General features: G+C 31.6%; 17 protein-coding genes. 13 read left to right on the plus strand and 4 right to left on the minus strand.

Going from position 1 to position 19721, the window contains the following annotated elements; translation table 11 throughout:
* Positions 1-11 precede the first annotated feature (11 nt).
* Genes B0A57_RS03485 through B0A57_RS03495 form a run of 3 tightly spaced genes read left to right on the plus strand, consistent with a single transcriptional unit; the run spans position 12 to position 3080 of the window.
* On the plus strand, positions 12-908 hold the full coding sequence (locus B0A57_RS03485; protein WP_034098178.1) for a 3-hydroxyacyl-CoA dehydrogenase: 897 nt from the start codon (positions 12-14) through the stop codon (positions 906-908).
* Positions 909-947: 39 nt separating this feature from the next.
* Entirely contained in the window at positions 948-2534 is a 1587-nt protein-coding gene (locus B0A57_RS03490; protein WP_034098176.1) for an oleate hydratase, read from the plus strand.
* Positions 2535-2552: 18 nt separating this feature from the next.
* Positions 2553-3080 (plus strand): DUF4833 domain-containing protein, encoded by a 528-nt coding sequence (locus tag B0A57_RS03495; protein WP_011963144.1) that lies wholly within the window; start codon positions 2553-2555, stop codon positions 3078-3080.
* Positions 3081-3186: 106 nt separating this feature from the next.
* On the opposite strand, the gene B0A57_RS03500 is transcribed toward B0A57_RS03495, so the two are convergent.
* Positions 3187-4629 carry an inorganic phosphate transporter gene (locus B0A57_RS03500; protein WP_011963145.1) on the minus strand — a complete coding sequence of 481 codons (1443 nt, stop codon included), beginning with the start codon at positions 4627-4629 and terminating at the stop codon, positions 3187-3189.
* A gap of 24 nt (positions 4630-4653) precedes the next feature.
* Entirely contained in the window at positions 4654-5307 is a 654-nt protein-coding gene (locus B0A57_RS03505; protein ID WP_011963146.1) for a DUF47 domain-containing protein, read from the minus strand.
* A 170-nt stretch (positions 5308-5477) separates the two neighbouring features.
* Here B0A57_RS03505 and B0A57_RS03510 point away from each other — a divergent pair, with 170 nt between their 5' ends.
* The 6 genes from B0A57_RS03510 (at position 5478) to B0A57_RS03535 (ending at position 12153) form a co-directional block, all read left to right on the plus strand.
* Positions 5478-7106: an acyl-CoA carboxylase subunit beta gene (locus B0A57_RS03510; RefSeq protein WP_011963147.1), complete on the plus strand. Its 1629-nt coding sequence runs from the start codon at positions 5478-5480 to the stop codon at positions 7104-7106.
* 44 nt (positions 7107-7150) lie between these two features.
* The gene (locus tag B0A57_RS03515; protein ID WP_038466967.1) at positions 7151-8728 is read left to right on the plus strand and encodes a S41 family peptidase; all 1578 of its coding nucleotides are present in this window, start codon (positions 7151-7153) and stop codon (positions 8726-8728) included.
* Positions 8729-8734: 6 nt separating this feature from the next.
* Positions 8735-10366: a M1 family metallopeptidase gene (locus tag B0A57_RS03520; RefSeq protein ID WP_034098174.1), complete on the plus strand. Its 1632-nt coding sequence runs from the start codon at positions 8735-8737 to the stop codon at positions 10364-10366.
* A gap of 78 nt (positions 10367-10444) precedes the next feature.
* Entirely contained in the window at positions 10445-11287 is an 843-nt protein-coding gene (locus tag B0A57_RS03525; RefSeq protein WP_011963150.1) for a helix-turn-helix domain-containing protein, read from the plus strand.
* 85 nt (positions 11288-11372) lie between these two features.
* On the plus strand, positions 11373-11912 hold the full coding sequence (locus B0A57_RS03530) for a YbhB/YbcL family Raf kinase inhibitor-like protein (RefSeq protein WP_011963151.1): 540 nt from the start codon (positions 11373-11375) through the stop codon (positions 11910-11912).
* Entirely contained in the window at positions 11893-12153 is a 261-nt protein-coding gene (locus B0A57_RS03535; protein WP_228463460.1) for a hexameric tyrosine-coordinated heme protein, read from the plus strand. The genes B0A57_RS03530 and B0A57_RS03535 overlap by 20 nt, the downstream gene beginning before the upstream one ends.
* Before the next feature lie 163 nt (positions 12154-12316).
* On the opposite strand, the gene B0A57_RS03540 is transcribed toward B0A57_RS03535, so the two are convergent.
* Positions 12317-14383 (minus strand): M1 family metallopeptidase, encoded by a 2067-nt coding sequence (locus B0A57_RS03540; protein WP_034098172.1) that lies wholly within the window; start codon positions 14381-14383, stop codon positions 12317-12319.
* Positions 14384-14457: 74 nt separating this feature from the next.
* Between B0A57_RS03540 and B0A57_RS03545 the strand changes: the two genes are divergently transcribed.
* Both B0A57_RS03545 and recG read left to right on the plus strand, forming a co-directional pair.
* Positions 14458-15192 (plus strand): Dph6-related ATP pyrophosphatase, encoded by a 735-nt coding sequence (locus B0A57_RS03545; RefSeq protein ID WP_034098170.1) that lies wholly within the window; start codon positions 14458-14460, stop codon positions 15190-15192.
* 80 nt (positions 15193-15272) lie between these two features.
* The gene (recG, locus tag B0A57_RS03550) at positions 15273-17378 is read left to right on the plus strand and encodes an ATP-dependent DNA helicase RecG (RefSeq protein ID WP_034098169.1); all 2106 of its coding nucleotides are present in this window, start codon (positions 15273-15275) and stop codon (positions 17376-17378) included.
* A gap of 58 nt (positions 17379-17436) precedes the next feature.
* Here recG and B0A57_RS03555 read toward each other — a convergent pair whose 3' ends face one another.
* Complete coding sequence (locus B0A57_RS03555; protein ID WP_011963156.1) at positions 17437-18282, minus strand: DUF2911 domain-containing protein; 846 nt, start codon at positions 18280-18282, stop codon at positions 17437-17439.
* A 138-nt stretch (positions 18283-18420) separates the two neighbouring features.
* On the opposite strand from B0A57_RS03555, the gene B0A57_RS03560 reads away from it, so the two are divergent.
* Both B0A57_RS03560 and B0A57_RS03565 read left to right on the plus strand, forming a co-directional pair.
* A complete protein-coding gene (locus tag B0A57_RS03560) occupies positions 18421-18891 on the plus strand; it encodes an SRPBCC family protein (RefSeq protein WP_011963157.1) in 471 nt (156 codons plus the stop codon).
* Positions 18892-18893: 2 nt separating this feature from the next.
* Entirely contained in the window at positions 18894-19592 is a 699-nt protein-coding gene (locus B0A57_RS03565; protein ID WP_074460264.1) for an SDR family NAD(P)-dependent oxidoreductase, read from the plus strand.
* The last annotated feature ends 129 nt before the right edge of the window (positions 19593-19721 follow it).

Genomic DNA, 19721 nt, shown 5'->3' on the forward strand with positions numbered 1-19721 from the left:
AAAAATATAAAATGAATTATAAAAATATTACCGTAGCAGGAAGTGGCGTTTTGGGATATCAGATAGCTTTTCAAGCAGCTTTTCATAATTTTAACGTAACCGTTTATGATATTAATGATGAAATATTAGCAAAAGCAAAACTCAAATTTTCAAGTATGAGTGATGCTTTTAAAAGAGATTTACATGCTTCAGAAGCAGATTTAGCAGTTGCTTTTAGAAATTTAAAGTACAGTTCAAATTTAGCTGATGCCGTAAAAGATGCCGATTTATTAATTGAAGCAGTTCCAGAAAACCCAATTATAAAAATAGATTTTTACAAAAAACTAGCACAAGTTGCTGTTGCAAAAACGGTGTTTGCTACCAATTCGTCAACCCTTTTGCCAAGTCAGTTTGCTCAGGTTACTGGGCGTCCTTCTCAATTTTTGGCACTGCATTTTGCTAATGATATTTGGAGAAATAATACAGCAGAAATTATGGGACATACAGGCACAAATCCCGAAATATTTAATGATGTTGTTGCTTTTGCAAAAGCCATCGGAATGTTAGCTTTACCTTTACAAAAAGAACAACCAGGCTATATTTTAAACTCGCTACTAGTACCATTTTTAACAGCTGCAACGAGCCTTTTAGTTAAGGAAGTTGCTGATCCTAAAACTATCGATAAAACTTGGATGAAAGCCACAGGTGCTCCCATAGGTCCTTTTGCGATTTTAGATATTGTAGGAATTAATACCGTGTATAATATCAATAAAATGGCTTCTGAAAAATCACAAGATCCTTTTGAAATTAAAACAACTGCATATTTAAAAGAGCACTTTGTAGATACTAATAAATTAGGGGTCTCAACCGGAGAGGGGTTTTATACCTATCCCAATCCTGCCTATAAAGAGAAAGATTTTTTACGTTAAAAATTAAACTACAATAAAAAAATAATACATAATTTAAGGATGAATACAAATCAAGAAAATAGAAAAGCCTATTTTATAGGTGGCGGAATTGGTTCGTTAGCAGGGGCTGTTTTTTTAATTAGAGATGCAGGAATATCAGGAAAGAATATCACAATTTTCGAAAGTTTACCACATTTAGGAGGCAGTTTAGATGCTTTTGGAAATCCAGAAAATGGCTATATTATGCGTGGCGCTCGTATGCTTACTATGAATATTTATGAATGCACATGGGCATTATTTAAGACAATCCCCTCCCTTACCGATCCTACTAAAACAGTATATGAAGAAACAATAGCATTTAATGAGCGTGTAAAATCTAATGCAAAAGCACGTCTTATAGATAAAAATAGAGCCATTATTGATGCTTCAAAATTAGGTTTTTCGATAACAGATAGAATAGAATTATTAAAATTAAGTGAAGCCTCCGAAGATAAATTAGACAATACAACTATTTCAGATTGGCTATCTCCATCTTTTTTTGAAACTAATTTTTGGTTTATGTGGCGTACTACTTTTGCTTTTTCACCTTGGCATAGTGCCATAGAATTTAAGCGTTATTTGCACAGATTTATGCAAGAGTTTGCCGAAGTTGAAACAATGACAGGCGTACGACGCACGGTTTATAACCAATATGATTCGATGGTTCGCCCTTTAGAAGTTTGGTTGGAATTGCAGGGCGTTAATTTTAGAAATAATTGCACAGTAACTGATTTACACACTGAACTTAATGATAATCAAGAGATACTAGCAAGCAGCATTGAATATCAAGAAGCAGAAAAAAGCCATCAAATTACTGTTCATAAAAATGATTTGGTATTTTATCAAAACGGATCTATGACTGATGCCTATAGCTTTGGATCTATGAAAAACGCACCAAAACCGCTAACCAAAAAAACAAGTAAAGGCTGGGAAATTTGGGAAAAATTAGCTAAAAAACATTCTGGCTTTGGAAATCCAGCAGTCTTTAATTCAAGTATTCCAGAAACTGCCTGGGAATCATTTACTGTTACTTTAAAGGATACTGCTTTTTTTGATAAAATGGAAGCTTTTTCTGGAAATAAATCAGGAACAGGAAGTCAAGTTACACTTAAAGATTCTAATTGGTTTCTAAGTTTTGCGTTAAATAGCCAGCCACATTATAGCAATCAACCTTCTAATGTGCAGGTTTTTTGGGCCTATGGACTCCATCCAGATCGTGTTGGCAATTTTGTAGGAAAACCTATGACAGAATGTTCAGGCGAAGAAATTCTTCAAGAACTTTGTGGTCATTTAAAATTTGATTATGACACCGTATTTGGCAATGCAATTTGCATTCCGTGCCGTATGCCATATATCACTAGCATGTTTATGCCTAGAAAAAAAGACGATAGACCGCTTCCTGTGCCAAAAAAATCTAAAAATTTAGCCTTTATAAGTCAATTTGTCGAAATTCCTGATGATGTGGTTTTTACAGTTGAATACTCTATTCGTGCTGCACAAATGGCGGTATATGAGCTTTTAAATATAGATCTTAAAATTCCACCCATAGCACCTCATGACAAAACATTAAAGGTAAAAATGGAAACAATTATTAAAGCGTTTGAATAGTTTTTTAATATCGATACTATGAAATTTGTATGTCCTATTTTTCTTTTCTTTTTTAATATTGGTCTAGTTACTGCACAAGAAAATTATCCCAAACCTATTAAAACAAAAACATTACTATTTTACATACAACATAGTAATAATTACAACACATATTTATATGATATAAATATGAATGGACAAACCATTAATAGTATCGATCCTATTAAAGAATACCGTATTCTTTATGCTACAGACAGTAGTAAAAGACCACTAACTAAGATGCAAAAAAAATTAGCTTATGGTATTGTTTTAAAATCATCTAGAGATAATTTATATAAATTTAACCTTGCTGCTACCGATGAATTATTATTCTACTTAAATTTTGATAAAAAACAGCCCTCCAAAATTTATGTCACAGTAAACAATCAAAAAATGTATTTAAATAAGATGTTTATTCAGCTAGAAAAGGCTGTTTTATTAGAAAATATCAACATAGCTTATATACTATTTTATGGTAATGATTATAATTCAAATAAGGCTGTTGTAGAGAAGTTTATATTAAAATAACTAAACTTTTAGCTAACTGTATTGTATTAGTTAGTTATAAATTTTTTAATAACAAAAAAGGGAGAAATTTAAATTTCTCCCTTTTTTGTTATTAAAAAATAATCTATTAAATAAATATTGTCGTGATATAATATACAATGGCTGCTATAGTTGCCGAAACAGGTATTGTTAAAATCCAAGCCCATAATAAACTTATTGTAACTCCCCAACGTACTGCGCTGAGTCGTTTTGTGGCGCCAACTCCAATTATAGATCCAGTAATAGTATGTGTAGTAGAAACAGGAATCCCCATATTAGAGACCGTAAATAAGGTTAATGCACCTGCAGTTTCTGCACAAACACCTTCTAGCGGTGTTACTTTTGTTATTTTTGTTCCCATTGTTTTTACAATTTTCCAACCTCCCATTAATGTTCCTAGACCAATCATGAGATAACATCCAAAAGCAATCCACCAAGGCATCGAGTCTGAATGTACTTTGGTTTTTACTTTGTAGCCTTCTTTTAGTTTTCCAGCAACTACATAGTCTGTAAATTGTGCTGACTCTGCATAGGCTGTGTTTAGTTTTTTATCTTCAAAAATAACTTGATTTGTTATTACATCTATGATGTCTTTTCCTTTTGTATAAACAAATATTTTATCTCCATTTTTATGCTCTGGCTTAAATTTTTCTTTTTTACCATCAGGGGTTTCGTACTCAATTTGCATTAATTCAGTAACCTGAAAATTTTTATCTATAAACTTATCGGTTCCTTTTTCTCTAGCAATATTAGCGTAAACCATACAAGCGGCACAAATAATACCCATTACTTTTTGCGAATCTGCGCCACCATGACCTAAGGAAAATGCTGCAGATGATAATAATTGTAGTTTTTTGTACATGTTAGATTCTTTTAGAACTGTTTGGCTTTTTCCGTGAACTACATAGTACCAAACATAAAAAAGAATCATAATCCCTAACATGCCACCTACAATCCACATCATAACAGGTTTAACATCCATATAATTTACCATATAATTCATTAAATACATAACTCCTATTGAAAGTACTGTAAATGAACCTATCTTTTTATAAGGATTTCTTTGTATTGTGATGATGGTAATGATATATGAAATGACTCCCCCAATAACTGGTGCTAGAAATATAAAAGCAACTACTTTTAGTATTTCTGAAGAGTTTACAACGTCAAAACCTGCGTGAGCAACAGCTGCACCTGCAAATCCTCCAATAAGGGTATGTGATGAAGATGAGGGTATTCCTAGTTTCCAAGTGGCTAAATTCCAGATAGTTGCAGCTATTAATCCGGAAAATATTACCCAAAGGTTTATGGCTCCATTGTCTACGGTTTTTGCAACTGTATTTCCAACACTCATGTCAAATATCCAAAAGGCAAGTACATTAAAAAAGGCAGCCCAAACAACGGCTTGTCCTGGGGTTAAAACCTTAGTAGAAACAACTGTTGCGATAGAATTTGCTGCATCGTGAAAACCGTTAACCAAATCAAATAATAGTGCAATTATAATAATTACAATAAGTAGCGTAAATTCCATATTTAGAATTTTATAAATTAAATATTAAGCGTGTTTTACCGAAATTGCTTCTAATGTTCTGGCAACACTTCTACATTTGTCGGTAGCATTATGCAATGCAGATAAAACTTCTTTGTATTTTATTATATTAATGGCATCGCTTTCATTTTCGAACAAATCAGCCACAGCTTTATCAAAAACAACATCAGCTTTGCTTTCTAATTTATATATATTTTTTACAGCATTATTTATTTTATCAAGATTTTTTAAATCTTTTAATTGCGCTACTGCATTATTTATATGATTACAAGATTCAACATTAATCTCTGTTAATTTTCGTATAGATTTATTAATCTTTCCAACATTATATAATCGCATTCTGTTTGAAGCAGAATAAATGTTATTTGCCACTTCGTTTATTGATGTGATTAATGAATGAATGTCTTCTCTGTCAAAAGGAGTAATAAAATTTTTACTCAATTCTAAATTCATTTTATGTGTCGTTTCTTCTATACTAACAACTAATATTTCTACTTGTTTGTAATAATCAATACGATTCTCTTTTTCGTCTTTACTAATATTTACTGCTTCATGAAGGTTTTCTGATAAAGCATATAAATCATTAGAAGCCTTTATGAATAAAGGAAAGAAAGTTTTGTCTTTTGGTACAAAAAATTGAAAGATATCTTTTAAAGCCATTTTTGTTTGTTTATTTATTAGGGTGCAAATGTAATAATGTAATGTTAAGTAAACATTAATTTTTTAAAAAAAATATTCAGCTATAAAATAAATTGATTGATTAAAATCACAATTGATTTTGTATTTTAGCCACATAAAAATTATTAGTATTTAAACTTATACGCTATAAAATGGACATTAACTTCAACAAAAACGAAGACCACAATAAGCTTTTATTATCAGATTTAAGACAACGTTTTGCCAAAGTAAAATTAGGAGGAGGAGAAAAACGAATTCAAAAACTACACGCAGAGGGCAAAATGACTGCTCGAGAACGAATAGATTACCTACTTGATAATAAAGAAAATAGTATCGAAATTGGTGCTTTTGTTGGAGACGAAATGTACAAAGAACACGGTGGTTGCCCATCAGGTGGTGTAGTAGTAAAAATAGGATACATTTCAGGAAAACAATGTATCGTTGTGGCAAACGACGCTACTGTAAAAGCTGGTGCTTGGTTTCCTATAACCGCAAAAAAAAATCTTAGAGCGCAAGAAATCTCGATCGAAAATCGTTTGCCAATTATATATTTAGTAGATTCGGCAGGGGTTTATTTGCCATTACAAGACGAAATTTTTCCAGACAAAGAACATTTCGGACGTATTTTTAGAAATAATGCCATTATGAGCAGTATGGGAATTACTCAAATTGCCGCCGTTATGGGAAGTTGCGTGGCCGGTGGTGCTTACTTGCCTATTATGAGTGACGAAGCCATGATTGTAGATAAAACAGGAAGTATTTTCCTCGCTGGAAGCTATTTAGTAAAAGCAGCTATTGGAGAAACAATAGATAATGAAACATTAGGTGGCGCAACAACACACTGCGAAATTTCGGGCGTGACAGACTATAAAGCCAAAGATGACAAAGACGCTTTAAACAGAATAAAAAGTATTGTAGGGAAAATTGGCGATTTCGATAAAGCAGGCTATAACCGAGTTAAATCAGAAAAACCAGCACTTGACCCAAATGATATCTACGGAATTATTCCAAAATCTCGTGCCGACCAATATGATATGTACGAAATTATAAAACGAATAGTAGATAATTCTGAATTTGATGAATATAAAGGCGATTACGGAAAAACATTAATCACTGCTTATGCCCGTATAGATGGTTGGGCTGTAGGAATTGTAGCTAACCAACGAAAAGTGGTAAAAAATGCCAAAGGCGAAATGCAATTTGGTGGCGCCATTTATTCAGATTCTGCCGATAAAGCAACCCGCTTTATTGCAAATTGCAATCAGAAAAAAATTCCATTAGTTTTTGTACAAGATGTTACAGGATTTATGGTTGGAAGCAAATCAGAACACGGAGGAATCATAAAAGATGGTGCTAAAATGGTTAATGCAGTCTCTAATTCGGTAGTGCCAAAGTTTACTATAATTGTAGGAAACTCCTACGGAGCAGGAAATTATGCCATGTGTGGCAAAGCGTATGATCCAAGATTAATATTTGCTTGGCCAAGTGCAGAACTCGCTGTTATGGGCGGAACTCAAGCGGCAAAAGTACTCGCACAAATAGAAGCCTCTTCGCTCAAAGCTAAAGGAGAAGTAATTGATCAAGCCAAAGAAAAAGAACTATTTGATAAAATAAAAGCACGCTACGACGAGCAAGTTTCCCCATATTATGCAGCTTCCAGATTATGGACAGATGCCATAATAGATCCTCTAGATACAAGAAAATGGATTTCGATGGGAATAGAAGCAGCAAATCACGCTCCAATCGAGAAAAAATTTAATTTAGGCGTAATTCAGGTTTAATTTGTTGTCGCCACGCAACTATTAGAGATTTTATCTAGCCTATTATGAAAACAAAATTCATCAAAAAAATAACATGCGTTATTATAATTGTACAATCAATTATAAGTTGCTCATCAATAAAAAAATATAATGCACATCTAAATGATTTAATTTCTGAACAAGATTTAAAATCCGATGCCCATTTTATATACAAAAAACTACAAAATTTACACCCAAAATTATATTGGTATATAAATAAAGAAACGTTAGATTTTAAATTCGATAGTTTAAAGGCAACCATAAACAAACCAATGACTAGTTACGATTTTTATAAAAAAATAACTCCTATTATTTGCGAAGTAAGACAAGGTCATATCTTTGTAATCCCTCTAACAAAGAAGTACTCTAAAAAAGAAACCGCAAGCATGAAAAAACGTGGCGAGGGACCATTGTCACAATTTGATTTTGAAATTTTTGATAAAAAATTATATGTTACAAAAAACAAATCGAACAACAAATCGATATCAGTAGGAACCGAAGTTGTTGCTATTGACGGAAAAAATGTTTCAACATTATTAGATGATTATAAAAATAATTTTACCTCTGATGGTTTTAATACAACTCTAAAAAACAATTTCTTAGGACAACGATTTTCAAGCCTATATTATTTAAATAATGATATTAAAGATTCATTACAATATAATTTTAAAATTAAAAATGAATTAAAATCTATTATCATAAAAAGACAAATAGTAGATTCGACCGAAATAAAAAAAATAAAAACAGTTCTCACTAAAGAACAAAAAAAAGCAATAGCAAAAAAGAAAGATATTTTTGGTTTTGATACTAAAAGCAAAAAATACATGCGTAATCTTAAATTTATCGAAAAAGATAGCAGTATTGCAGTCATGAAAATAAATGGTTTCCGAGAAGGTGATGCTGAGACATTTTACAAAGAAAGTTTCCTGAAAATTAAAAAATTTAACACAAAAACTTTAATTATTGACTTACGAAATAACGGAGGAGGACGACTTAATGAAATAGCAAAATTATACACTTATCTAACAGATAAAGACTTTTATTTTATTGAAAAATCATTGGTTACCAAAAAAACAAGCTTATTATATGCCAATTATTATAAAGGAGGAGGCATTGGAACTAAAATCATCAAAACAATATTTGCCCCATTTTATTATCCAATAATGTATTTTTCGGTACACAAAAACGGAACTAATTACTATAATTACACAAATTCTAAAATTAAGAAACCAGACACAAATAATTTTAAAGGAAAATTGTATGTACTCATAAATGGAGGCAGTTTTTCTGCATCTAGCATTATTTCATCTAATCTAAAAGGAGCAAAAAGAGCCCTATTTGTAGGCGAAGAAACAGGCGGAGCTTATAACGGAACTGTAGCAGGAAGAATGCCAGTACTAAAAATGCCACACTCTAAATTAAATGTCAGAATGGGACTTATGGCTTGCGTACCAATATATAAAACCCAAGTAGAAGGAAGAGGAATTTTTCCTGATAAAGAAATAATTCCAACACTTGATGACAGAATAAACAATACAGATCCTGAAATGAATTGGATTTTGCAAGATATAAACACAAATAAATTTGACCTTTCTAAAAATTAATTTTATATGAAAAATACCCTGTTTTTTTTATTATTTACAAATATCCTCACAGCACAACTAACTGTTCCCAAAGAAAAATTTACACATCGTGATAGCCTTCAAGGCGGTTTTAGAGCAGAAAGAACTTGTTTCGATGTGCAACGCTATGATTTGAATATTAAAGTTAATCCAACAGAAAAATTTATAATTGGTTATAACGACATTACATTCAAAGTTGTTGAAAATACAAATAAAATACAAATCGATTTATTCGAAAACATGCAAGTAGATAGTATTATTTTTAATCACAAAAAACTCAATTATAAGCGGGATAATTTAGCCGTTTTTATTACTTTCAACGAAAGTTTAAAAACAGGAAATCAAGAAAAAATTCGATTTTATTATTCAGGAAATCCTACTATCGCAAAACGTGCTCCTTGGGACGGCGGTTTTGTATTTACAAATGACAAACAAGGAAAAACTTGGATAGGAGTTGCTTGTCAAGGTTTTGGTGCAAGTTGTTGGTATCCCGTAAAAGATTCTCAAAGCGACGAACCAAACTTGGGAGCAACTATAAAAGTGGCTGTTCCTAACGGATTAATGAATGTTTCTAACGGAAGATTATTAGGTTCTGAAGATCTAAAAAATGGTTATACACGCTGGGATTGGGAAGTAAAAAATCCTATTAACACTTATGATATTACCCTAAATATTGGAGATTATATACACTTTGGAGAAAAATACAAAGGACTAGATTTAGATTATTATGTTTTGAGAGAAAATGAAGAAAAAGCTCGCAAACAGTTTGAAGAAGTAAAACCAATGATGGATTGTTTTCAGTCTAAATTTGGAGAATATCCTTTTACTACCGATGGATATAAGCTTGTTGAAACCCCTTATTTAGGAATGGAACACCAAAGTGCTGTTGCCTACGGAAATCATTATAATAATGGGTATTTGGGTAAAGATTTATCCAGAACAGGAATGGGAATGCTCTTCGATTTTATTATCATTCACGAATCAGGTCACGAATGGTTTGGCAACAGTATAACCGCTAGAGATATTGCTGATATGTGGATTCATGAAGGATTTACTTGCTATACCGAAACAGTATTTTTAGAGTGCCAGTATGGCTATGAAAAATCACAAATTTATATTAATGGATTAAAAGATAACGTAAATAATGACCAACCAATAATTGGACATTACGGCGTAAATAAAGAAGGTTCTGGCGATATGTATTACAAAGGGGCATTAATGCTAAATACCATAAGAAGTATTATAAATGATGATTCAAAATGGTGGGCACTCTTGCTAAAATATTCCAAGACATATCGCCATCAAATTATTGATACTAAAACAGTAATAGATTTTTTTAATCAAGAAGCAGGACTCAATCTTACGCCAGTTTTTAATCAATACCTTAGGTATGTTTCTATTCCTAGATTAGAATTTAGACATAGCGGAACAAAAAACCAGTTCGAATACGCTTGGAAAACTAATGAACCCAATTTCGAAATGCCAATAGACCTTATTTTTAAAAATAAAAAAACAAGACTAATAGGTACTAACAAATGGCAAAAAGTACCATTTAAAATGAAAAATGTTTTAGAAATTGAAGTGGTAAAGAATAAATTTTATATTACAACTAATTTATAAAACACTGCTTAATTTTGTAATAAAAAGCATTTTAATATTGTGCATTTTACAAGAAACACTTCGAGATTCTATTTTTAAATGAAAGAAGAAATATATAGCTTGCCTGATGATTTTTTTAACGGAAATATTACCGATATAAATTATTATTTTTACACAACCGACCAATCTACACAAAATAACAAAGTACAATTTAACCAAAATGTATTGTGTTTTATGCAAGAAGGCCACAAAGAAGTCATAAATAGAGTAACAAAAACGTATATAAATAATGACTCTGTTTTTTTACTTAAAGCAGGAAATGTTTTAATGACAGAAAAAATTACAATTGAAAAAAAGTACCAAAGCACACTACTTTTTTTCTCCGATAATTATTTAATTCGGTTTTTAGCAAAAAATTTAATAATATTACCAAAAAATCCTGTTGAAAATAATATAATTTATTTCCTTAAAGATGATTATGTTTTAAATTATGAAAAATCATTATCTTTATTAAAAGGAAGTTTATCTAAAAATAAAAATTTGCTCGATGCTAAAATAGAAGAAATTTTATTATACCTTTTTCAAAAAAATCCAATTTTATTAAGTGATTTTTTTCGAACCATATTAAACCAAAATAAAGACATTCCTTTTCTAAAAATAATTCAAGAGCAATCAGACAAACATTTAACTATAGATGAACTTTCATTTTTATGTAATATGAGTAAATCTACTTTTAAACGTAAATTTTTCGAACTATTTCACACAACTCCAAAACAATATTTTATAGAACAACGAATGCTAAAAGCAGCTTCGCTTCTTCAAGAAAATAATCGTCCAACAGAGATTTACAATGATTTGGGCTACGAAAATTTATCTGCATTTAGTACAGAATTTAAAAAATATTTTGGTGTTTCGCCAAAAAACTATAACACAAAAAGTTGAACTCTTAGCATAACTTTTTGAACTAACAACTCTAACAACTCTAATTCGTTTTATATTAATTTTGCCTTATTAAAATCTATACAATATGAAAAATATTTTTTTATCGTTATCAATGCTCTTTTGCATTTATACTAACGCACAAACTTTTACATTAAAAAGTAACGACATTGGTGGTCAAGCGACTAACAAACAAGTTTTTAGTGGTTTTGGCTGTACAGGAGGAAATACTTCTCCAGAATTATCATGGTCAAACGCACCCGTAGGAACAAAAAGTTTTGCGGTAACTATGTATGATCCAGATGCTCCTACAGGAAGCGGATGGTGGCATTGGGTTGTTTTTGATATTCCAGAAAACGAAATGCAATTAAAACAAAATGCAGGAAATTTAACTTTAGATCTTGCCCCAAAAGGGAGTGTACAAAGCCTTACCGATTTTGGAAAAGCTGGCTATGGTGGCCCTTGTCCTCCAGAAGGTCACGGTTTTCATCAATACATAATTACTGTTTACGCCTTAAAAACTAAAATGCTTGGTCTAGACAAAAATGCAAATCCTGCACTAGTTGGCTATTATTTAAATGGCAATACGATAGAAAAAGCTTCGATAGTTGCTTATTACAAACGATAAACTAATAAAATGGAAGCAATTAGTTCCCAACAATTCATTAATTACCGCAACTCCTGAAGAAGGAAGGCAATTAGCCGTAAAACTTTCAAGACTTATAATTAAAGCTACTCAACCAGATGCTAGTATAAGAGAAAAATTGCGTCCTATTTATTCTGAAGATGCTACAATGCTAATTCTTATTGGGCAAACTGTTGCCACAGAATTTGCTACAATAGCCGCAGCAAATAATTATTGGAAATAAAAAAAGAATAAAAACCTTTATTTACAATAAGTTAAACGCTTTATTTTAAATACTAAAAGTTTCCAAATTTGATAAATTTTTACCGCACATTTTCAGATTATTAAAAAAAATCTGAAAACATGCGGTAATTTTTTATTTTTTTATACAAATGCAACAAGGAAAATTATTCCTCTAGTAATTTTTCTAAATTAAGCCTCTCTTTATCTATAAGTTTTGGTAATAATTCTTCAAATAATTTTCTGAATCCTTCTTTTTTAATCATTCCTCGAATGGTTTCTTTTGCAAATTTTACAAATTGCCATTTATGATGAGTTGTTGCATTTGCTAACGATTGTAAAACTATTTCGTCTGACGGATTTATTTTAATTAAAACTTCTAAAGCATTTTGCCTAATCGAACTGTCAAAATTTGTACCCGCATAATTTACAATTTCGTTATAAAATTTAGTTTTTTTAGTTGGTTCATACTCTTTTGTTGCTAAAGCTAATGTGAGCCAAATTATGCGAAGATTTCTGTCATTATTTCCTTCCCAAATTTTTGCTTTTTCTAATAATATTGTACGGTTTTCAGGAAATTGTATCCACAAATTCTGTAAGGCTATTTCTCGTGTTGCATAAGATTTATCATCTAGCAAACTTTCGTATTCTGGTTTAAATTCTAAAGGAATTTTTGGCATTGTTTGCGCAATAGCTTGGCGAATATTTACATCGCCAGTTTTCATTGCAATTTGTATTAATTCCTTTTTTTCTTCAAAAGGAGTAGCGGCTAATTGATAAATTACTTCTTCCTTTATTGGATAAAACAAATCTGATTTCAAAATAGCTTCAAACTGATTTTTCTTTTCTGCAAATGAAATATTTTCGTTTTTCTGTAAATCTAAATATTGCTTTATAAATTTATTTTTACTTATAATAGCCATTGCTTCGGTAGTATTGAAACCTGATTTTTCTAACCAATTTTTCTTAAAATTAGCAGTATCATAATTGGATATTTTTTTTATTTCAGCCAAAAAATCATCGGTAATTACATTCTTAAATTTGTAGTTATTTAAATAATTTTTTAGTGCTTTTTTGAAGTTTTTTTCTCCAATTCCTTCTCTTAAAATATGCAAAGCCCATGCTCCTTTTTTGTAGAAAGAAAGCGAACTGGCTTTTGCATTTAAGACTGGAATGGTATCGGTTTTACTAGCTTTTTTTAGTTCTTTAGCCATTTTTAGCAATTCGTAATTAAAATAATCCTTGCCAAAAATTTTCTTTTCTGCCAAAAGTGCATAATAGCTTGCAAAACCTTCTTGCAACCAATGATCTTTGCCAGATTTTGCTGTAATCATATTACCAAACCATTGGTGCGCTAGTTCATGTGCATTAATATTAATATAATTTCTATCATTAAAACCTATGGCATCAACTACAAAATCTTGCGAGAAAATAGTTGCCGATGTGTTTTCCATTCCGGCATATAAAAAATCATTTACAGGAACTTGTTTGTATATTTGCCAAGGGTACTTCACTCCTATTTCGGTTTCAAAAAAATCGAATATTTCCTTTGAATATTTGTAGGTTGGCTCGAATTTTTTTTTGTCTTCTAACTTTAAATATTGTGCCAAAGGAATTCTTGTTTTTGATTGTAAAACTTGTTTTTCAAATTTTCCAATAGCCAGCATTACAAGATAAGAAGACATTGGTTTTTGCATAGAATAATTCCAGGTTTTAATGTTTCCCTTATTATTTGTAGTGGTATTAACCAGTTTTCCGTTAGAAAGTACTTCAAAATCATTTCTAAAATCGATACTTAAATTAAATATCAATTTTTCATTAACATCATCAAAACTTGGCAACCAATTGCTGGTATATTTTCCTTGTCCTTGTGTCCAGATTTGCAAATTTTCGTCTTGTCCTATAAAATATAAGGTTTGTTTTGGTGTTGCTTTATAATTAAAAGTTAAGATATTTTTTCCTATTTTAAAGCCTTCAAACAATTGTAATTCTTTGACTGTATTTTTAAATTTAACTTCATTTCCATTTATTTTTACCGATGAAAATTCTATTCGCTGGGCATCAATTTTTATAGTATCTATTGAAGATATTACAGTAAAATCATATTTTATGCTACCAGAAATAGACTTTTGTATAGCATTTGGATAAACCGAACCATTCATCGAAATAAAATCGACCTTTTGCGTTTGTTGGGCAAAAGAAAATACAGAAAATAAAAGGATAATATATTTCATAAAATTAAATCTAAAACCCAAAAATACAAAGTAATTTCTGACTTTTTAGTAAGTTTACACTCAAATAAAAAATTGTGAAAAAGAAAGCCATTTTTAATTGGAGTAGCGGAAAAGATTCTGCTCTAGCATTATATAAAACCTTGCAAGATACAGAAATAGAAATTGTTTCGTTGCTTACAAGCGTTAATAAAAAACACAATCGCATCTCGATGCATGGTGTGCGTACCCAATTGTTAGTACAACAAGCCAAAAGTATTGGTTTACCGCTTCATATCATGGAAATTCCAGAAATGCCAAGCATGAACGATTATGAAGAGGTAATGCAAAAAACTCTAAAAAACTTTAAAGAAAAAGGAATATCACATTCTATTTTTGGGGATATTTTTCTAGAAGATTTGCGAAAATATAGAGAAAATAAATTAGCCGAAATGCAATTAGAAGCTATTTTTCCGTTATGGAAAATTCCTACCAAAGCGTTAATTCTGGAGTTTTTAGCTCTAGGTTTCAAAACCATTGTGGTTTGTGTTAATGAACGAAATCTTGATAAAAGTTTTGTGGGTCGAGTCATAGATGCTCAGTTTATTGCCGATTTGCCAGATGATGTAGATCTTTGTGGCGAGAACGGAGAGTTTCATACTTTTACTTTCGATGGTCCCATTTTTAAAAAACCAATCGATTTTGAAATAGGCGAAATTGTGTATAGAAAGTACGAAAAACCAAAACAAGAATCTTCTAATACCGCTTGCGATACAAGTAGTTCCGATGCTTTCGATTTTGGGTTTTGGTATTGTGATTTGATTCCGAAATAGAATATTAAACTGTTTTTTTTGCCACAAATTTTGACAGATTAAAATAAATAAAATTTATCTTCGCATTATTGAAATTGAATATGAATAACCTCTTCGAAACCCCAATAGAATACCTAAAAGGCGTGGGTCCACAACGCGGGGATTTGTTGCGCAAAGAACTGGGGGTTTATAAATACGGCGATTTAATAAACTTTTATCCAAATAGGTATTTAGACCGAACCAAATATTATAAAATAAGTGAACTGCAAAATTCTAGTGCCGAAGTTCAAATTATTGGTAAAGTAATTCATATAAAATTAGTCGAATTTGCCAAAGGAAAAAGCCGATTGGTAGCCACTTTTATCGATGATACTGGCCAAATGGAATTGGTTTGGTTTCAAGGTCAAAAATGGGTTAAAGAAAGTTTAAAACTTAATGTGGTTTATGTTATTTTTGGAAAAACGACTTCCTTCAACAATACCTTCAACATGGCACATCCAGAAATGGAATTGCTAAGCGAACATGAGCAAAGCATCCGTTTGGCGATGCAACCCGTGTATCCAAGTACCGAAAAACTGACCAATAGAGGCATTTCGAACAAGGTTGTAAATAAAATGATGCAACAATTATTCTCGGAAACACATACTTTGTTTTCAGAAACATTACCCATTTATTTAATCGAAGAATTAAAGCTAATTTCTAAAAAAGAGGCTTTAATAAATATTCATTTTCCAAAAAATGCAGAAGCTTTGGCGAAAGCCCAATTTCGATTAAAATTTGAAGAATTGTTCTTTATTCAATTACAATTAATCACTAAAAATTTAATTAGAAAACACAAAATAAAAGGTTTTCCTTTCGATAAAGTAGGAAACTATTTTACTGAATTTTTCAATAATCATTTACCTTTCAATTTAACAAATGCTCAAAAAAGAGTACTCAAAGAGATTAGAAATGACATGGGAAATCCTGCTCAAATGAACCGATTATTGCAAGGCGACGTAGGGTCAGGAAAAACAATTGTTGCTTTTATGAGCATGCTTTTGGCTTTAGACAATGGTTTTCAAGCTTGTTTAATGGCACCTACAGAAATTTTAGCAAACCAACATTTTATTGGGTTATTAGAATTATCTAAACCACTTAATATCAATATAAAAATACTAACTGGCTCTAGTAATACTAAAGCTAGAAAAATAATTCATGAAGAACTCGAAAACGGAAGTTTACACATTCTAATTGGTACACATGCTTTATTAGAAGATAAAGTACAATTTAAAAATTTAGGCCTGGCAATTATCGATGAGCAACATCGTTTTGGTGTAGAACAACGCTCTAAATTATGGAAAAAAAACACCATTCCTCCGCACGTTTTAGTCATGACTGCTACGCCAATTCCTAGAACTTTAGCCATGAGTTTGTATGGCGATTTAGATATTTCGGTAATTGATGAGTTACCACCAGGCAGAAAGCCTATTAAAACAGTACATCGGTTTGATTCCAACCGATTAAAAGTTTGGCATTTTATTCGTGAAGAAATCGAAAAAGGGCGCCAGATATACATCGTTTATCCATTAATACAAGAATCTGAAAAAATGGATTTTAAAGATTTGATGGATGGTTATGAAAGTCTTTCTCGTGATTTTCCACTTCCAAAATATGCTATTTCTATCCTTCACGGAAAAATGAAACCAGCCGATAAGGAAGCCGAAATGAAACGCTTTTCCGATGGAAAAACTAACATTATGGTGGCTACAACAGTTATAGAAGTAGGTGTAAATGTGCCTAATGCCAGCGTAATGATTATAGAAAGTGCCGAACGTTTTGGGCTCTCGCAATTGCATCAGTTGCGTGGTCGTGTAGGCCGTGGTGCCGACCAAAGTTATTGCATCTTAATGACTTCACACAAAATAGGTGAAGATTCTAAAACCAGAATGGAAACCATGGTGGCAACCAATGATGGTTTCGAAATTGCCGAAGTAGATCTAAAACTTCGTGGTCCCGGAGATATTATGGGCAAGCAACAAAGTGGCGTTTTAAATCTTCAAATTGCCGACTTAGTGCGTGATAAAGACATATTATTACTCGCTCGAAATTATGCCCTAAAACTATTAAAAGATGATGCTCCTATGGAAAAACCAGAACATCAAACCCTAAGGAAGGTATTTATAGAAATTTCTAAGAAAAAGAATATTTGGAATTACATTAGCTAAAAAAAAACTGCTCCATTTTAATTAATGGAGCAGTTTTTTTTAACCAATTTTAATATTCTTATTTCTTAGACCAATCAGCAATACTATCCTGATTCATTTTTACATAATCTTCATTTTTTGCGGCTTGTGCTCCTGCCAATGATGATTTTGCTGTTTCAATAGCCCCTTTTTTATCCCCTAATTTTGCTTGTATTTGAGATTTTAAACGTGTGTACCAATATGGTTTTTTGTCATTCAAATCGTATGCTTTGTTTACATAACTCAGTGCTTTATTCAAATCTCCATTAGATTGAAAAAAGTATTGTGCAGATGAGTAATAATCCGCTGCCGAAGGACCTGAAAGTGTTTTATCTATGCTAGACATGGTTAGTTTTTGTGTAGGAACTTCTATTTTTAGAGGTACAATTGTTTTTTCCCAAGAAATTTCAAGATTTGCAAAATTACTATCGGTATTGTTTATTCCAATTGTAAATGTTTCTACATTTCTGGCTAAAATTTCTGGCTTTGCATTTACTTTTAGTACAATTTTAGATTCGTCCCAAACTTCTGGATTTCCCCAATTATTAGTATCTGAATAAAAAATAACTTCCCAAATATCAGGTTTTGGAATCGTATAAATTGCATATTTTCCTTGTTTTAGTGGCGATCCATTTATAACAACATCATCTGTAAAAGTAATTGTTGTGTTTTCATTTGCTCCAGTTCTCCAAACTTTATCAAAAGGAACCAATCCTCCAAAAACAACCCTACCTTTTGCACTTGGTCTGTGGTATTCTATATCAATATCAGTTAATCCAACCGTTTGTATTAGTGTCGATTTCGGACTCATTTGCGGCAGTTTTACCTGAGCTTCAATCGTGTATGAAGCAATCATAAAAATTAAGGCAACAATTATTTTATACATTTTTTAAAATTTTATTTATTCAAAGATAAAGCATCAAATACAAATCAAGTGTTAACAAAAAGATAAAAACAAAATATTTTGTTTAACTTTATACGTGTATAGTTAAACATTTTGTACATTTACACAAAAACAGCTAAAATGAAAATTTATACTTTACAGTCAAAACAAAACTTACCAATAACCTTGCAACAAGCATGGGATTTTCTTTCAGACCCTAAAAACCTAAAAGCAATAACACCAGAATATATGGGTTTTATCATAAAATCTGGCGCAAATAAACCCATGTTTGCAGGACAAATCATACAATATATTGTAACCCCCATTTTAGGAATAAAAACAAAATGGGTGACCGAAATTACCCATGTTGAAGACAAAAAATATTTTGTCGACGAACAGCGTTTTGGGCCATACGCACTCTGGCATCACAAACATTTCTTACGAGAAATTCCTGGTGGTGTCGAAATGGAAGATATTGTAGACTATAAAATACCCATGGGAATATTAGGACAATTAGTTCACCCGTTTTTAGTAAAACCAAAATTGAAAGAAATATTCGAATACCGAGAGAAAAAATTAATTGAACTTTTTGGCGAATTTAAACCACAATAATCATGAAAAACATATTACTAATAGGAGGTTCCTACGGAATTGGTTTGGCTATTGCAAAAGAATTAGAGTCTGGAAACAAAGTATTTGTAGCTTCGAGAACAAACGAAGGTTTAACCAATTTGAATGTCACACATATTCCTTTCGATGTCATTACTGATACTTTAGACACCACAAAATTACCCGCCATAATAGACGGCTTAATATATTGTCCAGGAAGCATCAACCTACGCCCCTTTAAAGCCCTAAAAATAGAAGCTTTCGAAAATGATTTGCAAATTAATTTCATAGGCGCTGTCAAGGTAATTCAAACCGTTTTACCCAATTTAACTGCCTCACAACAATCAAGTATTGTCTTATTTAGTAGTGTTGCGGCAAGCATGGGAATGCCTTTTCATACCAGTGTCGCCGCTGCAAAAAGTGCCATCGAAGGTTTTGCAAAAGCACTAGCTGCCGAGTACGCACCAAAAATTAGGGTAAACGTCATTGCACCATCACTAACAAATACCCCACTGGCTGATAAATTCCTAAATAACGACGAGAAAAAAGAAAAATCTGCCTTGCGTCACCCACTAAAACGCTTCGGAACTGCAAACGATATTGCACAAATGGCAAGCTTCCTAATTAGCAACAATAGCAGTTGGATTTCTGGTCAAATTTTCCATGTCGATGGCGGAATGTCAACCCTTTTAGTCAACAATTAAAATCTTTAGGAGCACAACATTTCGTTCCTTTACAGCCATAATCCCGCTTTTCGCAGTATCTTTTGGCTCAAGAAAAATGAGCCAAAAGGATACAAGCTTCAATCGGGGCTAAATTGTAACTTTACGATT

Origin of the sequence: Flavobacterium psychrophilum DSM 3660 = ATCC 49418, assembly GCF_002217405.1 — a bacterium.
In the GTDB taxonomy this organism is placed as follows: domain Bacteria; phylum Bacteroidota; class Bacteroidia; order Flavobacteriales; family Flavobacteriaceae; genus Flavobacterium; species Flavobacterium psychrophilum.

Bases quoted from the DNA above. Each gene is read 5' to 3' on its own strand.
- B0A57_RS03485 (WP_034098178.1), top strand. From the start codon at position 12: ATGAATTATAAAAATATTACCGTAGCAGGAAGTGGCGTTTTGGGATAT.
- B0A57_RS03490 (WP_034098176.1), top strand. From the start codon at position 948: ATGAATACAAATCAAGAAAATAGAAAAGCCTATTTTATAGGTGGCGGA.
- B0A57_RS03495 (WP_011963144.1), top strand. From the start codon at position 2,553: ATGAAATTTGTATGTCCTATTTTTCTTTTCTTTTTTAATATTGGTCTA.
- B0A57_RS03500 (WP_011963145.1), bottom strand. From the start codon at position 4,629: ATGGAATTTACGCTACTTATTGTAATTATTATAATTGCACTATTATTT.
- B0A57_RS03505 (WP_011963146.1), bottom strand. From the start codon at position 5,307: ATGGCTTTAAAAGATATCTTTCAATTTTTTGTACCAAAAGACAAAACT.
- B0A57_RS03510 (WP_011963147.1), top strand. From the start codon at position 5,478: ATGGACATTAACTTCAACAAAAACGAAGACCACAATAAGCTTTTATTA.
- B0A57_RS03515 (WP_038466967.1), top strand. From the start codon at position 7,151: ATGAAAACAAAATTCATCAAAAAAATAACATGCGTTATTATAATTGTA.
- B0A57_RS03520 (WP_034098174.1), top strand. From the start codon at position 8,735: ATGAAAAATACCCTGTTTTTTTTATTATTTACAAATATCCTCACAGCA.
- B0A57_RS03525 (WP_011963150.1), top strand. From the start codon at position 10,445: ATGAAAGAAGAAATATATAGCTTGCCTGATGATTTTTTTAACGGAAAT.
- B0A57_RS03530 (WP_011963151.1), top strand. From the start codon at position 11,373: ATGAAAAATATTTTTTTATCGTTATCAATGCTCTTTTGCATTTATACT.
- B0A57_RS03540 (WP_034098172.1), bottom strand. From the start codon at position 14,383: ATGAAATATATTATCCTTTTATTTTCTGTATTTTCTTTTGCCCAACAA.
- recG (WP_034098169.1), top strand. From the start codon at position 15,273: ATGAATAACCTCTTCGAAACCCCAATAGAATACCTAAAAGGCGTGGGT.
- B0A57_RS03555 (WP_011963156.1), bottom strand. From the start codon at position 18,282: ATGTATAAAATAATTGTTGCCTTAATTTTTATGATTGCTTCATACACG.
- B0A57_RS03560 (WP_011963157.1), top strand. From the start codon at position 18,421: ATGAAAATTTATACTTTACAGTCAAAACAAAACTTACCAATAACCTTG.
- B0A57_RS03565 (WP_074460264.1), top strand. From the start codon at position 18,894: ATGAAAAACATATTACTAATAGGAGGTTCCTACGGAATTGGTTTGGCT.